The organism is Telluribacter roseus, from assembly GCF_017355915.2.
In the GTDB taxonomy this organism is placed as follows: Bacteria; Bacteroidota; Bacteroidia; order Cytophagales; family Spirosomataceae; genus Telluribacter.
The window spans coordinates 346,539-366,641 of the sequence record NZ_JAFEUV020000006.1 but is presented as its reverse complement, the minus strand read 5'-3'; the positions used below and the strand labels follow the sequence as shown (position 1 = coordinate 366,641).

17 protein-coding genes are annotated in these 20,103 nt (G+C 50.2%); 8 read left to right on the top strand and 9 right to left on the bottom strand.

Annotated elements, in window-relative coordinates:
- Positions 1–264: 264 nt before the first annotated feature.
- Entirely contained in the window at positions 265–2,490 is a 2,226-nt protein-coding gene (locus JTN23_RS14210) for a xanthine dehydrogenase family protein molybdopterin-binding subunit (protein ID WP_247235508.1), read from the bottom strand.
- Positions 2,468–2,971, bottom strand: a complete 504-nt coding sequence (locus JTN23_RS14205; RefSeq protein ID WP_247235507.1) for a (2Fe-2S)-binding protein — start codon at positions 2,969–2,971, stop codon at positions 2,468–2,470. Before JTN23_RS14205 ends, JTN23_RS14210 begins: the two co-directional genes overlap by 23 nt.
- A gap of 182 nt (positions 2,972–3,153) precedes the next feature.
- Between JTN23_RS14205 and JTN23_RS14200 the strand changes: the two genes are divergently transcribed.
- The 3 genes from JTN23_RS14200 (at position 3,154) to JTN23_RS14190 (ending at position 6,905) form a co-directional block, all read left to right on the top strand.
- Entirely contained in the window at positions 3,154–4,173 is a 1,020-nt protein-coding gene (locus JTN23_RS14200) for a threonine aldolase family protein (protein ID WP_247235517.1), read from the top strand.
- A 307-nt stretch (positions 4,174–4,480) separates the two neighbouring features.
- On the top strand, positions 4,481–6,037 hold the full coding sequence (locus JTN23_RS14195) for a bifunctional GNAT family N-acetyltransferase/carbon-nitrogen hydrolase family protein (RefSeq protein WP_247235506.1): 1,557 nt from the start codon (positions 4,481–4,483) through the stop codon (positions 6,035–6,037).
- A gap of 190 nt (positions 6,038–6,227) precedes the next feature.
- Entirely contained in the window at positions 6,228–6,905 is a 678-nt protein-coding gene (locus tag JTN23_RS14190; RefSeq protein ID WP_247235505.1) for a hypothetical protein, read from the top strand.
- Positions 6,906–6,995: 90 nt separating this feature from the next.
- On the opposite strand, the gene JTN23_RS14185 is transcribed toward JTN23_RS14190, so the two are convergent.
- On the bottom strand, positions 6,996–7,862 hold the full coding sequence (locus JTN23_RS14185) for a glycerophosphodiester phosphodiesterase family protein (RefSeq protein ID WP_247235504.1): 867 nt from the start codon (positions 7,860–7,862) through the stop codon (positions 6,996–6,998).
- A gap of 64 nt (positions 7,863–7,926) precedes the next feature.
- Entirely contained in the window at positions 7,927–9,003 is a 1,077-nt protein-coding gene (locus JTN23_RS14180; protein WP_247235503.1) for a hypothetical protein, read from the bottom strand.
- Between the two features lie 252 nt (positions 9,004–9,255).
- Between JTN23_RS14180 and JTN23_RS14175 the strand changes: the two genes are divergently transcribed.
- Together JTN23_RS14175 and JTN23_RS14170 are read left to right on the top strand one after the other, a co-directional pair.
- Positions 9,256–9,636: a hypothetical protein gene (locus JTN23_RS14175; RefSeq protein ID WP_247235502.1), complete on the top strand. Its 381-nt coding sequence runs from the start codon at positions 9,256–9,258 to the stop codon at positions 9,634–9,636.
- Between the two features lie 178 nt (positions 9,637–9,814).
- A complete protein-coding gene (locus JTN23_RS14170; protein ID WP_247235501.1) occupies positions 9,815–10,108 on the top strand; it encodes a hypothetical protein in 294 nt (97 codons plus the stop codon).
- 135 nt (positions 10,109–10,243) lie between these two features.
- On the opposite strand, the gene leuS is transcribed toward JTN23_RS14170, so the two are convergent.
- Positions 10,244–13,054, bottom strand: a complete 2,811-nt coding sequence (gene leuS / locus JTN23_RS14165) for a leucine--tRNA ligase (protein ID WP_247235500.1) — start codon at positions 13,052–13,054, stop codon at positions 10,244–10,246.
- A 262-nt stretch (positions 13,055–13,316) separates the two neighbouring features.
- Here leuS and JTN23_RS14160 point away from each other — a divergent pair, with 262 nt between their 5' ends.
- Both JTN23_RS14160 and JTN23_RS14155 read left to right on the top strand, forming a co-directional pair.
- Entirely contained in the window at positions 13,317–14,123 is an 807-nt protein-coding gene (locus tag JTN23_RS14160; protein WP_247235499.1) for a porin family protein, read from the top strand.
- 171 nt (positions 14,124–14,294) lie between these two features.
- On the top strand, positions 14,295–14,843 hold the full coding sequence (locus tag JTN23_RS14155) for a hypothetical protein (RefSeq protein ID WP_247235498.1): 549 nt from the start codon (positions 14,295–14,297) through the stop codon (positions 14,841–14,843).
- On the opposite strand, the gene JTN23_RS14150 is transcribed toward JTN23_RS14155, so the two are convergent.
- From JTN23_RS14150 to JTN23_RS14140, 3 genes are all read right to left on the bottom strand, one after another.
- On the bottom strand, positions 14,844–15,923 hold the full coding sequence (locus JTN23_RS14150; protein ID WP_247235497.1) for an MBL fold metallo-hydrolase: 1,080 nt from the start codon (positions 15,921–15,923) through the stop codon (positions 14,844–14,846).
- Positions 15,924–16,104: 181 nt separating this feature from the next.
- The gene (locus JTN23_RS14145) at positions 16,105–17,484 is read right to left on the bottom strand and encodes a hypothetical protein (protein WP_247235496.1); all 1,380 of its coding nucleotides are present in this window, start codon (positions 17,482–17,484) and stop codon (positions 16,105–16,107) included.
- 20 nt (positions 17,485–17,504) lie between these two features.
- Positions 17,505–18,020: a hypothetical protein gene (locus JTN23_RS14140; RefSeq protein WP_247235495.1), complete on the bottom strand. Its 516-nt coding sequence runs from the start codon at positions 18,018–18,020 to the stop codon at positions 17,505–17,507.
- 240 nt (positions 18,021–18,260) lie between these two features.
- On the opposite strand from JTN23_RS14140, the gene JTN23_RS14135 reads away from it, so the two are divergent.
- A complete protein-coding gene (locus JTN23_RS14135; RefSeq protein ID WP_247235494.1) occupies positions 18,261–18,767 on the top strand; it encodes a GtrA family protein in 507 nt (168 codons plus the stop codon).
- Between the two features lie 73 nt (positions 18,768–18,840).
- Here the strand turns inward: JTN23_RS14135 and JTN23_RS14130 are convergent, their stop codons facing one another.
- On the bottom strand, positions 18,841–20,022 hold the full coding sequence (locus JTN23_RS14130; protein ID WP_247235516.1) for a thiolase family protein: 1,182 nt from the start codon (positions 20,020–20,022) through the stop codon (positions 18,841–18,843).
- Positions 20,023–20,103 lie beyond the last annotated feature (81 nt).

Genomic DNA, 20,103 nt, shown 5'->3' with positions numbered 1-20,103 from the left:
TCATCATCGTCCCCATCAAGGCATTAATAATATGACACCCATCCAAATGGCTCAAAAACAGCATCCGCTGTGGACAAATTTTGCCCTTGCAATAACCTAGTTAACCAATACAGTTAGGTATTAGTACTTAGCTAGATTTATAATACTCTAATTACCTACTAAAAGAAGAGAGGCCAATCCCACAGTGGAATTGGCCTCTCTTCTTTTATACTACACTCCTATTCTGATTTTAAAAGCTAAAAGCTAACTCCTAATAGCTAATACCTAGCTAAGCTTTGTAAGGTCGAAAGGCAGCTTGCGGATGCGCTGACCGGTTGCCGAGAATATAGCGTTACAAAGGGCGGGTGCCACGGGTGGTAGACCGGGCTCACCTACTCCTCCGGGAGCTTCTTCGTTTTCGATGATATGAATCTCTACCTTAGGCATCTCGTCCATGCGTAGTACGCGGTACTGGTGGAAGTTGGACTGCTGCGCTTTACCATCGGCAAAGGTGATACCAGGCTTAGTAGCCGCCGAAATACCCATCACGATGTTACCTTCGGTCTGAGCGCGGACATTGTCCGGATTGACGTACATACCGCAGTCGATCACCGACACCACACGGTCAACTTTCACGCCAGTGCCTTCCTTCCTGACGTAGACGACATGGCCACAGATACTGCCAAACGATTTGGTAATGGCGATACCCTTGCCCATACCGGCTGGCAACTTCTGGTTCCAGTTGGACTTTTCGCCCAGCGTCTTAAGTACCTTCAGGAAGCGGGGCTGATCCTTCATGAGTTCCATACGGGCCGCTAGCGGGTCTTTTCCGGCGGCGTGAGCCAGTTCATCTACAAATGATTCGTGACCAAAACCACTGTTGGATGCATACACCGAACGCCACCATACAATGGGTATATCGGTAGTAACGCGGGTAAAGCCAACTTTGGCGTTGGGAAAAGCATAAGGGCTCTCCTCGTGGCTGATTCCTTCACCCGCCCAGGCGTCGGGCTTACCTTCCGTAAAGCTCTTGTACACCTGTCCGGAGATCGACTCACCAATGAGCGTATGTTCGAAAGCAACGATGTTACCCTTGGCGTCTACACCTCCGCGCATCGCGCTGAGCATACCGGGGCGGAACGGTCCTTGTTGAATATCATCCTCCCTCGTCCAGACTACCTTCACCGGAGCCTTGGCCTGCCTGGAAAGATTGACGGCTTCCAGCACAAAGTCCAGATAGGCTTTACGACCGAAGGCCCCACCCAGGAAAGGTACATTGACCTTTACTTTCTCGGGAGCAATACCGAGGTACTGCGCTACCTGCTCGATGGCTCCGTCGGGACCCTGTACCGGTGCCCATATTTCACAGGTACCATCGTCCTTCACGTGCGCCACAGCCACCTCCGGTTCCATGGGAGCGTGGGCCAGGAAGGGCGTTTCGTACTGCGCTTCCAGCTTCTTGGCAGCCTTACTGATGGCCTCGCTGACATTGCCTATGTTGCTGTACGAAGGAGCATCTTTCTTGGCCGCCTCGCGTAGCTGAGCAAAGTAGCGATCGGTAGTCATTTTGGCGGGATAGTTGCCATTGTCCCACTGTACCTTCAGCGCTTTGCGCCCCTGCAGGGCGGCCCAATAGTTGTCGGCCAGTACGGCTACGCTTTCCAGCGTTTTGTAGGGCAGCGGGCGCTCGGCCTTTACTACCATCTTTACACCGGCTACTTTTTTGGCAGCGGTATCGTCAAAAGAAACCACCTTGCCGTGGATGGCCGGACAACGCTCAATAGATGCGAACAGCATACCGGGTACCTCCACGTCCATCCCAAACTCGGCCTGACCCGTTACCTTGGAAGGTACTTCGGGGCGGGGCAGCGATTTGCCCAGTACTTTGAAGTCTTTCTTAGCCTTCAGGGGAATATCCTTAGGTACTTCCAGTTTAGAAGCATCCTCTACCAGGTCTCCGTACGTCAGGCTCTTGCCGGTGGGCTTGTGGTATATTTTACCTTCTTTGGCGTAGCAGTCGTCTTTACTGGCGTTCCAGCGGGTGGCAGCGGCCTGCACGAACATCTCCCGGGCCGCAGCTCCGGCCTGACGCAGACGGGTCCAGCCGGTACGGACGGTACTACTACCACCCGATAGCTGGCCTCCGTACTTACGTAACCCATCGGACTGCTGTATCCTGATCTGATCCAGACCTACTTCCAGTTCTTCCGCGATCATCATCGGCACCGCCTGCCAGGTAGCCTGGCCCATGTCGGGGCGGTGGTTGATGAGCGTGATACCTCCGGCGTTATCGATCACCACGAAGGGCAGCAGCTCAAATGACAGTACGGCGGCTGGCGCCTGCTCACTGATATTGACTACTGAGGCTACGGCTCCGTTGGCCCTGGTAGTAAAGCCCAGCATAAGGCCCACTCCTGACAGCCCGGCGATCTTCATGAAATCGCGACGCGCAACGCTTTGCCGCGCAACGCCCTGACCATCTGATTTCTTATTTACCTCCTGTGATGCCATTGCCTTTCTTGTTTGCTGATGCTTTTGCTGATGCTGCTGAATGAATTGCTTTACGAACGCGCTGGTAGGTACCACAGCGACAGATATTGCCACGCATGGCGTTGTCAATGTCCTCGTCGGTAGGATTAGGCTTGCTTTCCAGTAGCGCCACGGCACTCATGATCTGGCCCGACTGGCAGTAGCCACACTGGGGTACCTGCTCTTCGATCCAGGCCTTCTGCACAGCATGAAGATTATCCTCGCTGCCAATGCCTTCGATGGTTGTGATTTTTTTACCAGCGGCGGCCTGCACCGGAAATGAGCACGACCGTGATGGCTTGCCATCAATATGTACCGTACAGGCACCACACTGGGAGATACCGCACCCGAATTTGGTCCCCTTCAGACCCGCCACATCGCGTATGGCCCACAGGAGCGGCATCCGTGGATCAACGTCCATTTCGTGCGGTTTGCCGTTGATGGTTAAGGTAATTGCTGCCATTATGTATTGTTGAAAAATGGTAGATGAATACTGTCAGAGGTAAACGAAAAGCAATTTAACCATTCCACGCTGGAATAGCAAAATATAAAGGATAAGCGGATGTTACCTGACTATGTACGTTCTTTGTACTTTAATTAGTTCTGGTTACTACACTTTATTAACAAAACAGGATAATTTAAATGATAACGATTGATCTTCGCTCCGATACCATCACCCGACCTACCCTTGAGATGCAACGTGCTATGTGGGCTGCGGAGGTAGGTGATGACGTACTCGGAGATGATCCTACCATCAACGCGCTCGAAGAAAAAGCGGCCCGCCTGTTTGGCATGTCGGCGGCGCTGTTCTGTCCGTCGGGTACCATGACCAACCAACTGGCCATCAAAGTACATACGCAGCCGGGTAGTGAGGTGATCTGTGATAAGCTGTCACATATATACCTGTACGAAGGCGGAGGTATCATGCAGAATGCGTTCTCTTCGGTACGGTTGCTGGACGGCGACCGGGGCCGTATCACAGCCCGTCAGGTAAAGGATGCCATCAACAATCCGGACGATATACACGCGGCCGTAACGCGGCTGGTGTCGCTCGAAAACACCATGAATAAGGGAGGCGGCTCCTACTACAGTCTGGAAGAGATCAGAGCTATTCGCCGGGTGTGCGACGACCACAACCTACCCCTGCACCTGGACGGTGCCCGCCTGTTCAATGCCCTGGTCGAAACGGGCGAATCACCCGCTCAGTACGGCCTGGAGTTTGACTCGATCAGCATCTGCCTGTCCAAAGGGCTGGGCTGTCCGGTAGGGTCGCTGCTGCTGGGTAAGACTGATTTTATCAAGAAAGCCCGTCGCTTCCGCAAAGTAATGGGAGGAGGCTGGCGTCAGGCCGGTTATCTGGCGGCGGCAGGTATTTACGCACTCGACCACCACGTAGACCGACTCAAAGAAGACCACGCCCGCGCCCGGACTATTGGCGAGATGTTCCGTCAGAAATCCGAAGTAGAGGATATCTACCCCATAGATACCAACATAGTGATCATCCAGCTACCCGAAAGCATCACGGCCGAAGACTACGTACGCCGGCTCGAAATGCTGCGGATCCGGGCGGTACCGTTCGGTAAGCACCTGGTACGGTTTGTGACCCACCTGGACTTCACCGACGAGCACCTGGAGGAGATGGATAAACGGCTGGCTAAGGTGTAGTTATTCCTAAATCCAGCTTCATTCTTCACAAATACTTTATAGCCGTAACGAAACCTTCGTTACGGCTTTTTTTGTTATATTTGAAGAAATACAGTTTTACTGTTTGTGATTTCCACCCTCTCTCTTGCTCCTGTATTGGTTTACTGACACCTGCTAACAATACATTTCAATAAAGTAGAGCTGATTAATCCCAAATCCGGTTTTTGCATTTTCCTACTAGCTTTTTTCTTCCCTATCTGCCTGGGCAAGCAGCTGCCGGACGCTGTACTAAACAAGTAAAGCCACACAATATCAATACATTGCATTTATGAAGATTGTAACCAGAAACCTTACAAAAGAAGATTACCAGGATCTGAAAGCCACCATGATAGAAGCCTATCGGGGTATTGGCGGGCAGTACTGGCACGAAGATAAAATTGACATCCTGCTGGAAAAATTTCCGGAGGGACAATTATGTGTGGAGGTGGATGGCAAAGTAGTAGCCTGTGCCTTAGCCATTGTTGTTAAATATGATAAATACGGGGACGAACATACCTACCAGGAGATTACGGGTAACTACAGCTTCCGCACCCATGATCCCAAGGGCGATGTACTCTATGGTATCGAAGTATTTGTACATCCCGGTTACCGCGATCTGCGCCTGGGACGACGCCTGTATGATGCCCGTAAGGAAGTGTGTGAACGCCTGAACCTGCGTAGTATTGTGGCCGGGGGGCGTATACCTAACTACAATACCTACTCGAATGAGCTTACCCCCAAAGAGTATATAGAAAAAGTAAAGCGTCGTGAAATCTATGACTCTACGCTGACTTTCCAGTTGGCCAATGACTTTCACGTACGTAAAGTACTGAAGAGTTATCTGCCCGGTGATACCGAATCCAAGGAGTACGCTACGCTGCTGGAGTGGAACAATATCTATTTCCAGCCCGACAAGAACCGTACAAACCCTTCTGACTCTATTATACGCATAGGAGTAGTACAATGGCAGATGCGTTTATTCAATAATGTACAGGCCTTTTACGACCAGGTAGAGTTCTTTGTGGATGCGGTAAGCTCTTACAAGGCCGACTTTATTCTGTTCCCTGAGTTCTTTAACATGCCCCTGCTGGCCGAGTTTAACTACATGCCCGAGCCGCAGGCCATCCGACAACTGGCTACCTATACCGAAGAAGTCAGGAAGAAAATGCAGGAGTTTGCTATTTCTTACAATGTGAATATAGTAGGGGGTAGTATGCCGCTCATGGACGGCGGCCAGCTTTACAACGCGGCCTACCTGTACCGACGCGATGGTACCTTCGAAGAATACCGCAAAACGCACATTACGCCCAACGAGGTGAAGCATTATGGAATGGTGGGAGGCGACGAAGTACACGTATTTGACACCGACTGCGGCAAAATCGGAATCGCTATCTGCTATGATGTGGAGTTTCCGGAACTGAGCCGGATATTAGGTAAGCAGGGGATGGAGATCCTGTTCGTACCCTTCCTGACCGATACCCAGAACGGCTACATGCGGGTAAGGAACTGTGCGCAGGCGCGGGCGATCGAGAATGAATGTTACGTGGCGATCTCGGGCTGTGTGGGTAACCTGCCGGGCGTCGAGAACATGGACATTCACTATGCCCAGTCGGCGGTATTTACGCCCTCTGATTTCCAGTTTCCGACCAACGCCATCAAGTCCGAAGCTACTCCCAATACCGAGATGATGCTAATTGCCGATGTAGATCTGGTGCAGCTGAAGGAGCTCCATGAGCACGGCTCGGTGCAGACCATGAAAGACCGCCGTACTGACCTCTACGACGTAACCATGAAGAAGTCCCGTCGCAAACCCAAAGTGGTTATCAACCGGACCGAAGAGGCCTGATCCTACATTGTCACCCATGTCACCAAAAGCGCCTACCTTAAAGTAGGCGCTTTTGCTTTTTCATTGATATTCTTCTAAGAAAATTTTGTATCTTAGGGTAGCCAATCTTGGTACTTATTCGTTTAACAAACAGCTGTCCATGAATAGCTTACTACCATTACTCTGAAAGATTACTATATTCTGAAGCACCATGAAAGTATTACATATCCTCGTGTTACTGTTACTGCTTTCAGGCTCTCAAACTGCCCTGGCGCAACATACTAAAGAAGTAGCGTATGATTCGCTTACAGACATACACTACTACAACTTCATTGGCCAGAACTATGACTACAACCGTAACTCGCAGGACGGAGGCAGCCACACCGTAGCCATCAAGGGATCTTCCTTTCTCTACAACGGCTGGCCCAAAGGGCACATTCAGCTTGATAACAGCAAAAAGCTACACGTATACCTCAACTACGATGTAATGGAAGATAACCTGGTGGTACTTTGGGAGGGGAAGGAGACCAAAGTAACACCTCCCCGATTCTGGATCAACAACCGGGAGTTTGTCCGGATCAAGGACCAGTACTTCGAGCTGATCCATAGGGGAAAGATAAGCCTCGTCAAACAGCACAAAGCCCGATTGGACAAGACCGAACGAAACGGCTACAACGATGCTGTCAAGCATGATTTCGAGTACTTTAAGATGGAGGCCCTGATGCTTCACATGGAGAACGACGACCTCATCCCCATCCGGCTCAACGAAAAGTACATTCTGTCCCGACTGCCCGACCAGCAGAAAACCGCTCGCGCCGTGGTCAGGGATAAAAATCTGAACCTGCGCCAACTGGACCACCTGGTAGATCTGCTTCAGTCGCTGGAATAATATACTGTAGTACTATAAATGAAAAAAGGAGGAAGGCCATGATAGGTGACTTTCCTCCTTTTTTCTTTCCTCCCTTTCTCCTCTAAACTACTACTTCACCAGTCCCAGTACCCTGCCGGCTTCGATGGGGCGGTCAGTGGATAGGATATCGGCTCCATTCTCCACAAATTTCACGTACACCTCATCACCGCGGGCAATGGCCATTTTGTCGAGGTTACCAAGGGTACCCAGGATGCACATAATGCCCTTCTTATGCAGAAAGTCATAGAGTTCGGCCGGAGCTTCGCGGGTACCTACAAAGGCCACCATCCGGTTGTCAGGTACGCCAGCCTCGTGCAGGCGCTGGTACTCTTCCATAGTACGGATCGTAACGGATATCATCAGGGAAGGATCCAGGCGGTGGACCAGCTCAGCCTGCTGTACCGAATAGGTAATGATGACCGCATAGTTGGCGGCACCGGCCCGCTGTACGGCCTCCACCACCCAGTGCAGGGGTACGCTGCGCTTCACGTCCAACGTATATATGACTTTGCCCCTGCCCCACTTCAGTACTTCATCCAGGGTCGGTATCCGGTAGCGGGTACGGTTGCCCCGGTTGTCTTCCAGGTGGAGGGTCTGAGCGTACTCCCAGGTTTGGTCAGACACCCGGCCGGTACCGGTAGTGGTACGTTCGTAGGTATCATCGTGCATCATGAGCAGCACACTGTCACGGGTCATGGCTATATCTGTTTCGATCACAATGGGCATCTTACGAGCCAAAAAGGCAAATGATTCGATACAGTTTTCAGGGTAGCCGTTGTAATCCCCTCCACCCCGGTGAGCACTGATCTGGGGCTTTTTGCCCGGCTGGTAGCGCAGGTACTCAGCCAGGTTATTGACATGAACATAGGTCCGGGGGGAGCAGGCGGTGATGCCGAGCGCAAAAGCTATTATCAGGAAAGGTTTCAAAAACTTCATCAGGTATAATCAATCAACTTTACAATATACGTACGAACTACTCTATTCTTAGAGCTTCTACCAGTTACCAGCGGTGCAGTTCATGCCAATTAAGCACCACAATCTGATCCCCTCTAGTCACCATACAAGCCACTTCCCGATCTTTACCGGTGCCATAGTGATCTAAATTTATCAAAGACATACTACCATAGTCCGTCGATAGCGGCCTGTGCGTATATAGTCTTCCATTAAATAGTGGATCAACAATAACAAAGATACGATCGGAAAGGGTAGCTAGGTGGGTGTAGCCAGCCAGATTCAGGAGGTAGATGTCCTGATTCTGCCACTTAAAGCCACCAAATAGCTCGATGGAGTATAGGTCAAACATCAAATCGCTGACTTTGGGCAGTTTGCGGGGATCCCGAATCAGTACTTTTCTGGTATGACCGGTACCATGCCCCAGATTAGAAAGTACTTCATATCCTTGTTTGGAATGGCTTACCCTAACCGCACATACTGACTCGGTACTGTAGGTCTTTTGTGTCCGCTTATGGTAGAAATATATCTGCCCGCCAAACTCTCCTCTACACTCGTTGTATACCAAATAGTCCTTATCTTCATACAGCTTCGGGCGATCTTTGAAAGGTACCTGCTTAGAATACGGTTCCCAACCTGTACCCGGTGAGTACTGCCAGTAACTTCCGCTGGACAGGCCCACCAGGTAGCCGTCCAGGAGCCAGTGTTTCTCAAATTGCTTCGTATTGAGCTGCTCCTCGAGTGGCAGGTTACGCTGAAAACCTTCGATCGTGTAGCAGGCAAAGTAGCCCGGAGCAAACAAACTGACCAGACAATTCTGGTAAATGACTGAATACGAAAGAGGATACGCATCAGCGCCGAACGGATTAGTCAGTACCAGCCGCTGTTTGGGAATATTCAGAGCCGAATCGGCCAATCTGACCTCATAGCCGCCCGTTTGGTACAGAAGGGGCAGCTTCAACGTACTCCTGCTGAACTGCCTGATACTTCTGAAGTCTCTGACCAGTGCGGCAAAGGCCGAGTCCACTTCCTGAGTTTCATTAATAGCTACTTTCCTTTGGGCATACGCATAGTTTAGTAAGCCTATCAGACACCCCAGTACAAACAGGATCTTTGCCTTCCGCATGAATAGTAGTTATAGGTTGGATACTGCCAGTTCTCCCCAGAAAACCTCATAGACCACAAAGGTATTGATTTCGGGCAGAAACGATATTTTAAACAGCCTCAGAACCAGGCACCAGCTACCAACAGCAAATTACCACTTATCCCAGTTAGTCTCCATTCATGTACTATGCAATACAAAGTACCTCGCAATGCACATATATTTGTACTGTCAATAACGACAACTATTAGCCACTTTTAAAAATCAAAAAAAGCCATGAAAACTATTTTCAAATCCCTTATCTGCGCATTGGCGCTTAGTACTTCGGTAGCATTTGCTGGTCCTGATAAAGAGGCCGCTAAGCCTACTTCCTTTCAAACGGGTGCTTATACTACCATCGACGGCAGACTGGCTGTTATCATTGTAAAGAATAGCAACATCCCTACTACCGTCCTGATCCGTAACGCCGGGGGTGACATCCTGTCCAAGGAGCATGTGGGTAAGAAGCACCTGAAGCAATGCTACAAGTTTGATGTAAGTAACCTGGGCGATGGAGAATATACCGTAGAAGTAATCGGTAACGGAGAGGCAGAAGTAAGATCCTTCACCATTAGCAACCAGAAGCAGGTAACCCAGCGCAAGCTGACCATTGAGTAAACTGAATGTACATAAGGGCGGGCGTTATCAGGCCGAATACCATTACTCATACGATAACGCCCGCTCATCCAACGCCTTATCCGTTCATTTACTTATTAAAGTGCAATTCTGATTAGAGATATACCTTTGTCATGTCGATTAAGACATTACTATTAGCCAAAAGAAAAATTTGAAAGCCATGAAAAATCTAGTTAAAATCTTCGCCTGCGCTTTAGCGCTTAGTACTCCGGTCCTGAGTACTTCTGCGGCCTTTGCCGATAGCTCATCCAGGGACACTACCACTGTACATACTTCGACTCTGTCAGACGATAAGTCTGCCATTCTGAAGGCCGCGGCAAAAAGTTTGCCGACCTCAGTACCCGCCGAGGAAACACCGGCTCCCTGCAAGGATCGCCTGGTAACCAGCAAGAAATATACACCTGAGCAGAAAGCCGCCATCACAGGTATGCAGCTTTCGGGCCAGTCAAAATAATAAAGATTAGATTTGGTTTCTACCGAAGCTCTTCCATCAGGAGCCCAGGTAATGGTTGTGAACCACTTAACAAGTGGGAAATTAAGGGAGGTAATAAGCAAACAGGGAGAGGACTAGCCTCTCCCTGTTTTGTTTTTAGACTACTACGTTGACAATCCGCTTCGGTACCACGATGACCTTCTTCGGTGTTTTTCCTTCCAGCCAGCGTTGTACAGTTTCGTTGGCCAGTACTTCCTTCTCGATATCCGGCGGAGCGGTATCCAGGGCGAAAGGCAGTGTAGTACGTACCTTGCCGTTGATCTGGATCGGGTACTCAAATACATCATCCACCACGTACTGCTGCTCCCATTTAGGGAAGTCGGCTTTGGATACGGTACCTTTCTCATGGCCCAGGGCCGCCCACAGCTCTTCGCTGATATGCGGCGCGTAGGACGACAGCAGTATTACCAGTTCCTGCAGGATGGCTTTCTTATGGCACTTCAGGCTGCTCAGCTCGTTGACGCACACCATGAAGGCACTCACCGCGGTGTTGAACGAGAAGTGCTCAATATCCTCTTCTACTTTCTTGATGGTCTTGTGCAACACGCGCAGTTCCTCGGCTTTGGGGGCCTCCTCCGTCACCAGCCACTGTCCGTTGTCGTTGTAGAATAGGCGCCAGAACTTCCGGATAAAGCGGTAGGTACCGTCGATGCCGTTGGTATTCCAGGGCTTGGCCTGCTCCAGGGGGCCCAGGAACATTTCGTACAGACGCAGGGTATCGGCTCCGTAGCGTACTACGATGTCGTCAGGATTCACCACGTTGAACTTCGACTTAGACATCTTCTCCACCTCTACCCCACATACATACTTGCCTTGGTGCGAGCCCGATTCTTCCAGGATAAATTCGGCGTTCTCACCGGCTATATCCAGGCGGGTAGCTTTGAACTTCTCTATATCCAGTACATCGTTCTCCACGATATTCACATCCACATGCAGCGGCGTTACGTCGTATTGATCTCTGAGTCCGGCGCTCACAAATACCGGCTTGCTGTAGTCGTTGCTCTTGACGCGGTACACGAAGCTGCTCCGGCCCTGGATCATACCCTGGTTGATGAGCTTCTTAAACGGCTCCTCCTCGGGTACATAGCCACGGTCTTTCAGGAACTTGTTCCAGAAGCGGCTGTACAGCAGGTGACCGGTCGCGTGCTCGGTACCTCCTATATATAAGTCTACATTGCGCCAGTAGTTGATAGCCTCTTCAGAAGCAAAGTCTTCCTGATTCTGAGGATCCATGTAGCGATACCAGTACCAGCTACTTCCGGCCCAGCCCGGCATAGTACTTAGCTCGTACTCGTAGGCATCCTGGTACTTCCAGCCTTCGGCCCGGCCCAGTGGTGGCTCGCCCGACTCGGTAGGCAGGTACTTATCTACTGCGGGTAGTTCCAGCGGCAGCTGTCTCTCCTCGATCAGGTAAGGTACTCCATCCTTATAGTATACCGGTACGGGCTCTCCCCAATAGCGCTGACGGCTGAATACCGCATCACGCAGGCGGTAGTTGATCTTGCCTTTGCCAAGGCCTTTTTCTTCCAGCCAGTTGATGAGCGTGGTAGTAGCCTCCTTATACTCCATGCCGTTGACAATGCCGGAGTTGATGTAGCGGCCTTCTTTGGTTGCGTCCGCCTCTGTTTCGGTATCCTTCTGGGCATCCAGAATAGGTACTATGGGCAACCCAAAATGACGGGCGAAGTTCCAGTCGCGCTGGTCGCCTGACGGTACGGCCATTACGGCTCCGGTACCGTAGCCGGCCAGTACGTAGTCCGCTATGTATACAGGTATCTTCTCTTCGTTAAATGGATTGATGGCGTAAGCGCCGGTAAAGGCCCCCGATACCGTTTTGACATCCGCCATCCGGTCCCGCTCCGACTTCCGCCGGGTCTGATCCAGATAGGCATCAATCTCGGCCTGCTGCTCGGGCGTAGTGATCTCAGCTACGAGCTCGTGCTCAGGCGCCAGTACCATAAATGTTACTCCATATATAGTATCAACCCGGGTGGTGAATACCTCGATCTGGCGATCAGGATGCTGATCTACCGCAAACTTCACCAGCGCCCCCACGGAGCGTCCGATCCAGTTACGCTGCTGCTCTTTCAGCGACTCGGTCCAGTCCAGACCATCCAGGCCGTCCAGCAGGCGCTGGGCGTAGGCTGTGATTCGCATCATCCACTGACGCATCAGCTTCTGCTCTACGGGGAATCCGCCCCGCTCCGATACACCATCCTTTACCTCATCGTTGGAAAGAACAGATCCCAGTCCGGCGCACCAGTTTACGGTAGCGTCGGCTACATAGGTCAGGCGGTACTTGAGGGTGATTAGGTACTGTTGTTCTTCGCTCATGGCCCGCCACTCGTCAGCAGTGAAGATGGGGGTATCCTCATCACAGGGGGCATTTACTTGCCCATTCCCACTTTCTTGGAATTTAGTGAGCAGGGTTTCGATAGGCTCGGCCTTATTGGTATCGTTGTTGTACCAGCTGCGGAACAGTTCCATGAATATCCACTGCGTCCAGCGGTAGTAGCCGGGATCAGAGGTACGTACCTCACGGCTCCAGTCGTAGCTGAACCCAATGTTCTTGAGCTGCTCGATGTACCGCGCTATGTTTTGTTCGGTAGTGATAGCCGGGTGCTGTCCGGTCTGGATGGCGTACTGCTCGGCGGGCAGGCCAAAGCTGTCAAAGCCCATGGGGTGCAGGACATTAAACCCTTTGAGCCGCTTGTACCGCGAGTAGATATCAGAGGCTATGTACCCCAGCGGGTGCCCCACGTGTAGCCCTGCCCCGGATGGGTAAGGGAACATATCCAGTACATAGTATTTGGGCTTACCGGTGTGGGTATCTACCCGGTAGGTCTGGTTCTCATCCCAGAACTTCTGCCAGTTACTCTCAATGTCGCGGTGATTATATTCACTCATTCGCTCTTTCTATTTCGTTAATAGTTGGAATCAGTAGGTAGTATGGCCGCAAAATTAGCGTTTTTGCCCACAAACTCTTACTGTTGCCTTACCTTCACCTGCCCTGTACCAGCAAAAAACGTGTAGAACCTGCTGGGGAAACAGCTACCCATCCTTCTTTTTTACAAGATTTAACAGGTTCTTTTGGCATATGGTATAGATTTTTTCCTACTCCTATCAAACCAAACTAATCATACTTAACACACTTAAACTTTAAATAGCTATGAAAAAACTATTCGTAGTGGCTTTTTCCACTTTCATGGGTTACGGGACTTTCGCTCAATCACAAGATAGTACCACCGTCGACAGCTCAGCTACTAATTACAGCGTTACTACCCGCACTGTCACCACAACGACCTACGGGTACGATCAGACCAACAGTGCCAACAACACGAACGACACCTACCGGGTTAAAGACAATAGCTGGGATCCGTTCTTCCGCTTTGGTATCAAAGCAGGTGCTAACCTGTCCAACATTCGTGGTAATGACCTTGCTCTAAACAACGGTGGTAGCGCATTTGACTTCCGCGATATGTCTGACCGTTCATTCGGCTTTGTAGGTGGTGTATTTATGCGATTTGGTCGTGGGTTCTATGTACAGCCCGAGATTCTGGTATCTCAAAAAGGAGGTACTTTCAATGTATACCGTGACGGTGTAACCAACTCACAGGGAGAAGTAGATGTAAAATTCTCTAACGTTGACATTCCGGTACTACTAGGTGCGCGAATCGGTAAAGTCTTCCGCGTAAATGCTGGTCCGATGGCTTCGTTCCGCTTATCTAACTGGCCCGTAGGCGATGCTTTTGCTGAATTCTTTGGCGAAGATTCAAGAGAAATGTTTGAGAGCCGTACTGCTTTTGGATATCAGGCTGGTGTAGGTTTGGATCTGGGCCGTCTGAGTCTGGACGTTCGCTATGAAGGAAATTTCAATGATGTCATGAACATCCGCTATGGAAATTCGCAGACAGCCGCTCAGTTTGGACGTAAAAGCAACCTGTGGCAGGCTACCCTGGGCTTTGCCTTGTTTTAATGGATAATTAAAGCAGATAAGACATTGTATAAAAAGGCCGCTCTGTAATCAGAGCGGCCTTTTTAGGCTTCGGACTTGTTTAGTACTTATACGTTTTAAACCTTAGTCAATTATTTTTATCTAACTTATGCCAACAGCGCATTAAACAGAACATTTTAACCTACCTAAGTCATGAAACGTATTTCGGTGTATACTCTATGGATATCACTGGCTTTGATCCTTACCCAGTGCGTGAGTAGTCAGCCTACCACCTCTACCTCCAAGACCAGCAGCACAGCCCGCACGGCAGCCAACAACGGCCTGGACAATGGCTGTCCGCTGGACAAGATGGCGTGGCTGGTAGTCAGCAAAGAGTATAACGAAACTGAGCTGGCCAAACTAGCCGGTCAGTTGTCGGATGCGGCCCGATCGGATGCCCAGCAGCTCAATCAGATGATCGCACAAGGAAACGCATCTCCACTCGAATTATCTTCTTCCCTCAAAAGTATGGTAGAAGGTATCTCGCAGTCCAAGACGCAGGTCAATGACGAGTTTTATAAGGAATATGTAAATAACCGTATGGCCATCTGCTCCATCCTGGATGCGCTCCGCAAAGGATCCATGAAGAAAGATGAAAGTGCCAAGGCTACTGAAAGCGCCTTTCGTAAAGTAGCGGAATCCTTTGATGATCTCAGCCAGAGCTTAAAGGATAAAGCAGCCAGAAAAGCCGCAGGCAACTAGTCATAACGAAATTACCTCCCCGACAGCCGCCAGATAGATCAATGATCTATTGGGCGGCTCTTTTTTTAGCTCCTGCAGACGGCGGTAAGGGTCGCCCAGCGGCTCATCGGATAGGTCAAACGTACCGTAGTGCATGGGGATGAAGGTGCGCGCCCCGATCTGTTGGGCGGCCCGTACAGCATCGGAGGGGCCCATATGGCTGGCTGCCATGAACCACTCGGGCTTGTAAGCCCCCACCCCCAGCAGGGCTACATCTACCGAACCAAACTGCTCCTTGAAGTCGGGGTAATGGCTGGCGTAGCCGGAGTCGGCTCCAAAATAGATGCTCTTCCCACCCGACCGGATCAGGTAGCTGCCCCAGAGCCGTACGTTGGTATCGTTGAGGTACCGACGCCCCCAGTGGTGGGCGGGCAGGTATATGATTTCTATCTTACTGGTATCTGTACTATACTGCTGGTACCATCCGGCGGCCTGGCACCTGGCTCCCGGCACCCACTCCTTCAGTAGCTCATCCAGCATCAGTCCCGTCAGTAGCTCGGCCTGCGGATTCTGACGATGCAGCATCTGCACACTTTTCTGATCGCAGTGATCACGGTGGTCGTGGGAAAGAAGTATGTAATCCAGTCCGGTGATCTTAGTAGGATCAATGGGTAGTTGTGAATGCCGCTTCATGAAGCTGGAAGGCGTAGTCAGTACCGGATCGGTAAGCAGCGTAACGCCATTGAGCCGGATGAAGAAAGATGCGTGCCCCAGCCAGACCAGGCAATCCTGCTCCGAGTGCAGAAAATGGTCGTCTTCAACCACCAGTAGCTTAAACGTATCACGCTTTTTCTCTTCCTTCTGCGGGTTCGTTTCGGTCTGCCAGCGCCACAGTTCAGCAAAGCCCGGTATGGGTTGACCATCTTCATTCAGAAAGCGCCCCTGTTTGTTAACAGGTGTACCCGGCCAGTCCGGTCGTATTGTTTTGAGTTGAATATTAGATGCCACTCCGGTCTGCACCCAGTCCATCTCATCACGAACAAACTTAAAGTACAGAAGCCCCAGAACAAGGAGCAGGCAGAGTATATAGACGAGTAGCATCCGTGAAGTACAAGTAGATGTGATTTGTTGTAGCAACTATCAATCCGTATACTATTGTTTAGAAAGTATAGCTCCTTACGAAGCAAAGTTAACTCTACCCGATACTGATATAAAAACGAGGCGAAGTACCGGATAGTACTTCGCCTCGTTCAGGTAAGCTGTTACAATAGTATTTATACGATTACTTATTGCTCTGACCATTTCGGATACGTTTCAGCGTATCTCTTACGTCACGCTCTACCGACTCCATATCATTGCGGCCTTCCCGGTATATTTTCATATGAGCCTGGTACAGATCCATCCGGTCCTTCTCCAGGTCCTTCAGCTGTTTCTCCATTTGCTCACGCTCTTTACGGGTACTGGTCTTAGCCTTTTCGGCCATATCCCTCATATTATTTTCTATATTATCGATCTCGTACAGCACCAGGTCGCCCAGTCGCTCCATATCGGTACGGCTTGTATTAGCGTAAGCGTTACGGTTCTCATTGCGGTACGGATTGGGGTAATTATCCCGCATACCGGACTGGTTATCGTAGTTATCCTGACCATTCATCTGATTGGCATTGCTGCGGTTATCACGGTAGCTATACCGGGCATCAGTGATTGGTTGATTAGGGTATCTTCCGCTACCATCATTACCATACCGGTAATCATACATAACCTGGGGGTCCCCCGGATTCATCTGCGTATTAGAGGCGTTACGGTTAGAGGCGTTACGGGAGTTCTGGTTGTTATAGTTGGCATTTCCATTACGGGTGGTCGGACCATTGTTCTGGAAGTTATTGCGGCGGTAGTCAGCGTTCTCCTTGATATTACGGTTTACGCTGCTTACCTCCGGCCTCATGGTCTGATTGCTACTGAAGCCATTGTCATAATTATCAGAATACTCCCGGTTGCTGTCGTAATTGTTGTAGTTGTTATTGGTATTGTCATTGGTACTATAGCGCTGTCCATTCATCTGGCCTCCCCGGTTGTTCTGATTGGTATAGTCGCTACGGTTGTAGTTACTGTAATTGCGGTCATTCTGGCGGTTATTAGTATTGTAATGATTGTTATCATTGCCGCTATACTGGTTTTGGCCGCTCTGACGATTCTGGCTCATCTGGCCACTGTTATAGGCGTTGCTTTCATCCTGCCAGGTGTTATTCGTGTTGGTATACCCTTCACTGTTGCGCTGAGTTTCGTTGGTATTCCGGCTGTTCCGGTTCCTACGGTTGGTCATCGCATTCTGGTCCGACTCGCCTGACATCCGGGCATTCTGATTGGTTCCTACAGTACCCGCAGTACCCGACTTGCCGTCACCTCCCTGTATTGGAGCATCTCCCGTACTGTATGTACCCTGTGTACGATTGCCTCCGTTATCATCGGTAGCCCGTGTATAATTAAAATCTTCGGTCATAGACCGTGAGAATCTCTCATCGCTGGTAGAGCCTGTTCTTCTCTCGGCTACGTTTTCATTATCAGTTCTTCTCAGGCTGTCAGACATGTCTCTGAACGACGAGCAGGAAGAAAACATCAGCATTGCTGATAGTACTGAGCCAATTAGTGTTATCTTTTTCATGATTGTTCTTGTTTAAAAAATTAGAAATTGTGTCGAATTCCCGCACTAACCTGCGGACTTATAAATAGAAATGCCGGCAGCAGTTCTACATAAGTGCCTCCCTCTATAAAATACGACGATGGCCTACGGGCCGAGAAATACTCCAGTCCGGCGGTAGCCGAAGGCCCAATAGAGATATTATTAGTATAAGCTCCTACATTGCTAAACCGGTCGGGGTAGTACCGGCGTGAGTTCAGCTGAGCCCCTAAGCCAGTGTAGACGGTCATACGCTCTGCCAGCAAAGGGGTATACCATAGATAAGAGGTATTCAGCATAATCCCGGCGTTGCGGTACGTACCACTGCGATAGGACCGGTCCATTCCCAAAAGCCCTCCGTAAGTACCTATAGTTATGTCCAGTGCATTGTGATTACCGTACTTACGCAGGTTCACCCCGGTAGGCTCCCCCAGCTTAAAACCCACGGCCCAGCGTTGCGTCTGAGCGTTGGCCAGCGTAACTCCAAATACTAATAGTAGAGATAATAGTGCCTTCTTCATAACTTATCTATCTTTAGCGGGTTATATCAATTTTAGATGTATAACTGTACAATAATCACATGAAAACACTGTTCCATACCACCCGTACCCCCTAGTTACTTGTCCAATGTAGGTACTGAACCCCAACCTGGGGAGCCCCCTCAACGCCTGCCTTATTTTGATAAATTATACGTACATACATTGTTTTATGGGCTATTTATTCCTAATATTGAGCCCGACAGATTCTATACCTGTAGCCTAATGAAAGTAGTGATATCCACCGCAACAACTAAAGTATTTAACAAGAAGGACCTTGTAGCCTATTTCCTGGTAGCTGGTACCGGTGCCGTCGTACAGCTCATTTCTAGTAGTTTATTACAGGATTGGTTCGGCCTTACCTTTCAGCAGTCCATCTGGCCCTCTTACCTTGTTTCGCTGATCGTCGGATTTACTCTGACCAAGCTGTTTGCATTTGATGCCCGCCGCACCAATCAGACCCGCCGCGAAATGATCAAATTTTTTATGGTGGCTATCTTTTCGGGATTCGTAACGGATCTATTTGCGCGCCTTTCCTACATGATTTCCAACGCCTACTTTCAGACCTACGAATTTCATCTGCCCGGCGCCAAAACCATCAATGTCAATGAGATGGTGTGCTATGTGATAGGTATGGGATTCAGCTTTATGAGTAACTACATTCTGCACAAGACCTTTACCTTCAAGAGCACCGGCTTTTATGACCGTCTGAAAAACCTGATTGAAGACTAGCAAGTACCTGATAGAACAAAAAAAGCGGGATGCTCTTAGAGAACATCCCGCTTTTTTATGCTGCAACTACTTACTACACTCTTTCAATAATAATAGCCGAAGCTCCTCCCCCACCGTTACAGATCGCTGCCAGGCCGTAGCGTCCCTGTCTCTGCCGCAGTACATGCGTAAGGGTAGTCATGATACGGGCTCCGGAGGCTCCCAGCGGATGTCCCAGCGATACGGCCCCACCGTGTACATTGACCTTGTCAGGAGATACCTCCAGCGCTTTCATATACGCCAGTACCACTACGGCAAAGGCTTCATTGACCTCAAAGAAATCAATATCCGATAGCGAAAGGCCGGCCTTCTTAAGTACTTTCTGCGTAGATATGATAGGCGTAGTCGTAAACCAGCTAGGCTCCTGCTCGGCGTCGGCATAGGCTACTATACGGGCCAGGGGCGTTAGCCCCAGTTCCTTCACCTTGGAAGCCCCAGCCAGTACAAAGGCCGCCGCTCCGTCATTAATAGTGGAGGCGTTGGCCGCCGTTACGGTACCTTCGGGCGAAAACACCGGCTTCAGGGTAGCGATCTTGTCAAACTTCACCCGCTTGTACTCTTCGTCCTCCACTACCAGCAGAGACTCCCCCTTTTTCTGAGGTACCTCAACGGGAATGATCTCCTCTTTGAAAAAGCCGCTCTGGGTAGCTTCGGCGCTACGCTGGTAGGAGCGGATGGCAAACGCGTCCTGCTCCTCCCGACTGATACCATGCTCCGTAGCGGTGCGGTCGCCGCATACCCCCATGGCACAACGATCATATACATCCGTCAGGCCGTCTTTCAGGAGTCCATCTATAATCTCGCCGTGTCCATAGCCGTAGCCATTACGGCCCTTGGGCAGGTAGTACGGGATCTGCGACATGCTTTCCATCCCACCGGCAACGGCTATACTGATATCGCCCAGACGGATTGCCTGCGCAGCCATCGAGGCGGCTTTCATACCCGAGGCACACACTTTATTAACGGTAGTACATATTACTTCTTTGGGCAGACCACCGTACAGAGCGGCCTGACGGGCCGGTGCCTGCCCCACATTGGCCGACACTACGTTACCCATAAATACTTCCTCCACGGCTGAGGGATCTATACCGGCTTTTTCTACCGCTCCCTTAATGGCCTTACCACCCAACTCTGTGGCAGTCAATCCGGAAAGTACGCCTCCAAAGCTTCCAATGGGCGTCCGGGCCGCTGATACAATAAATACGTCTTCCTGCATCATTTAGTAGTTAGTAGCTTGATCTCCGCCAAAAATAACCTTTCCCGGAAAATATCCTCCCAGTACGTATGATTGATTACT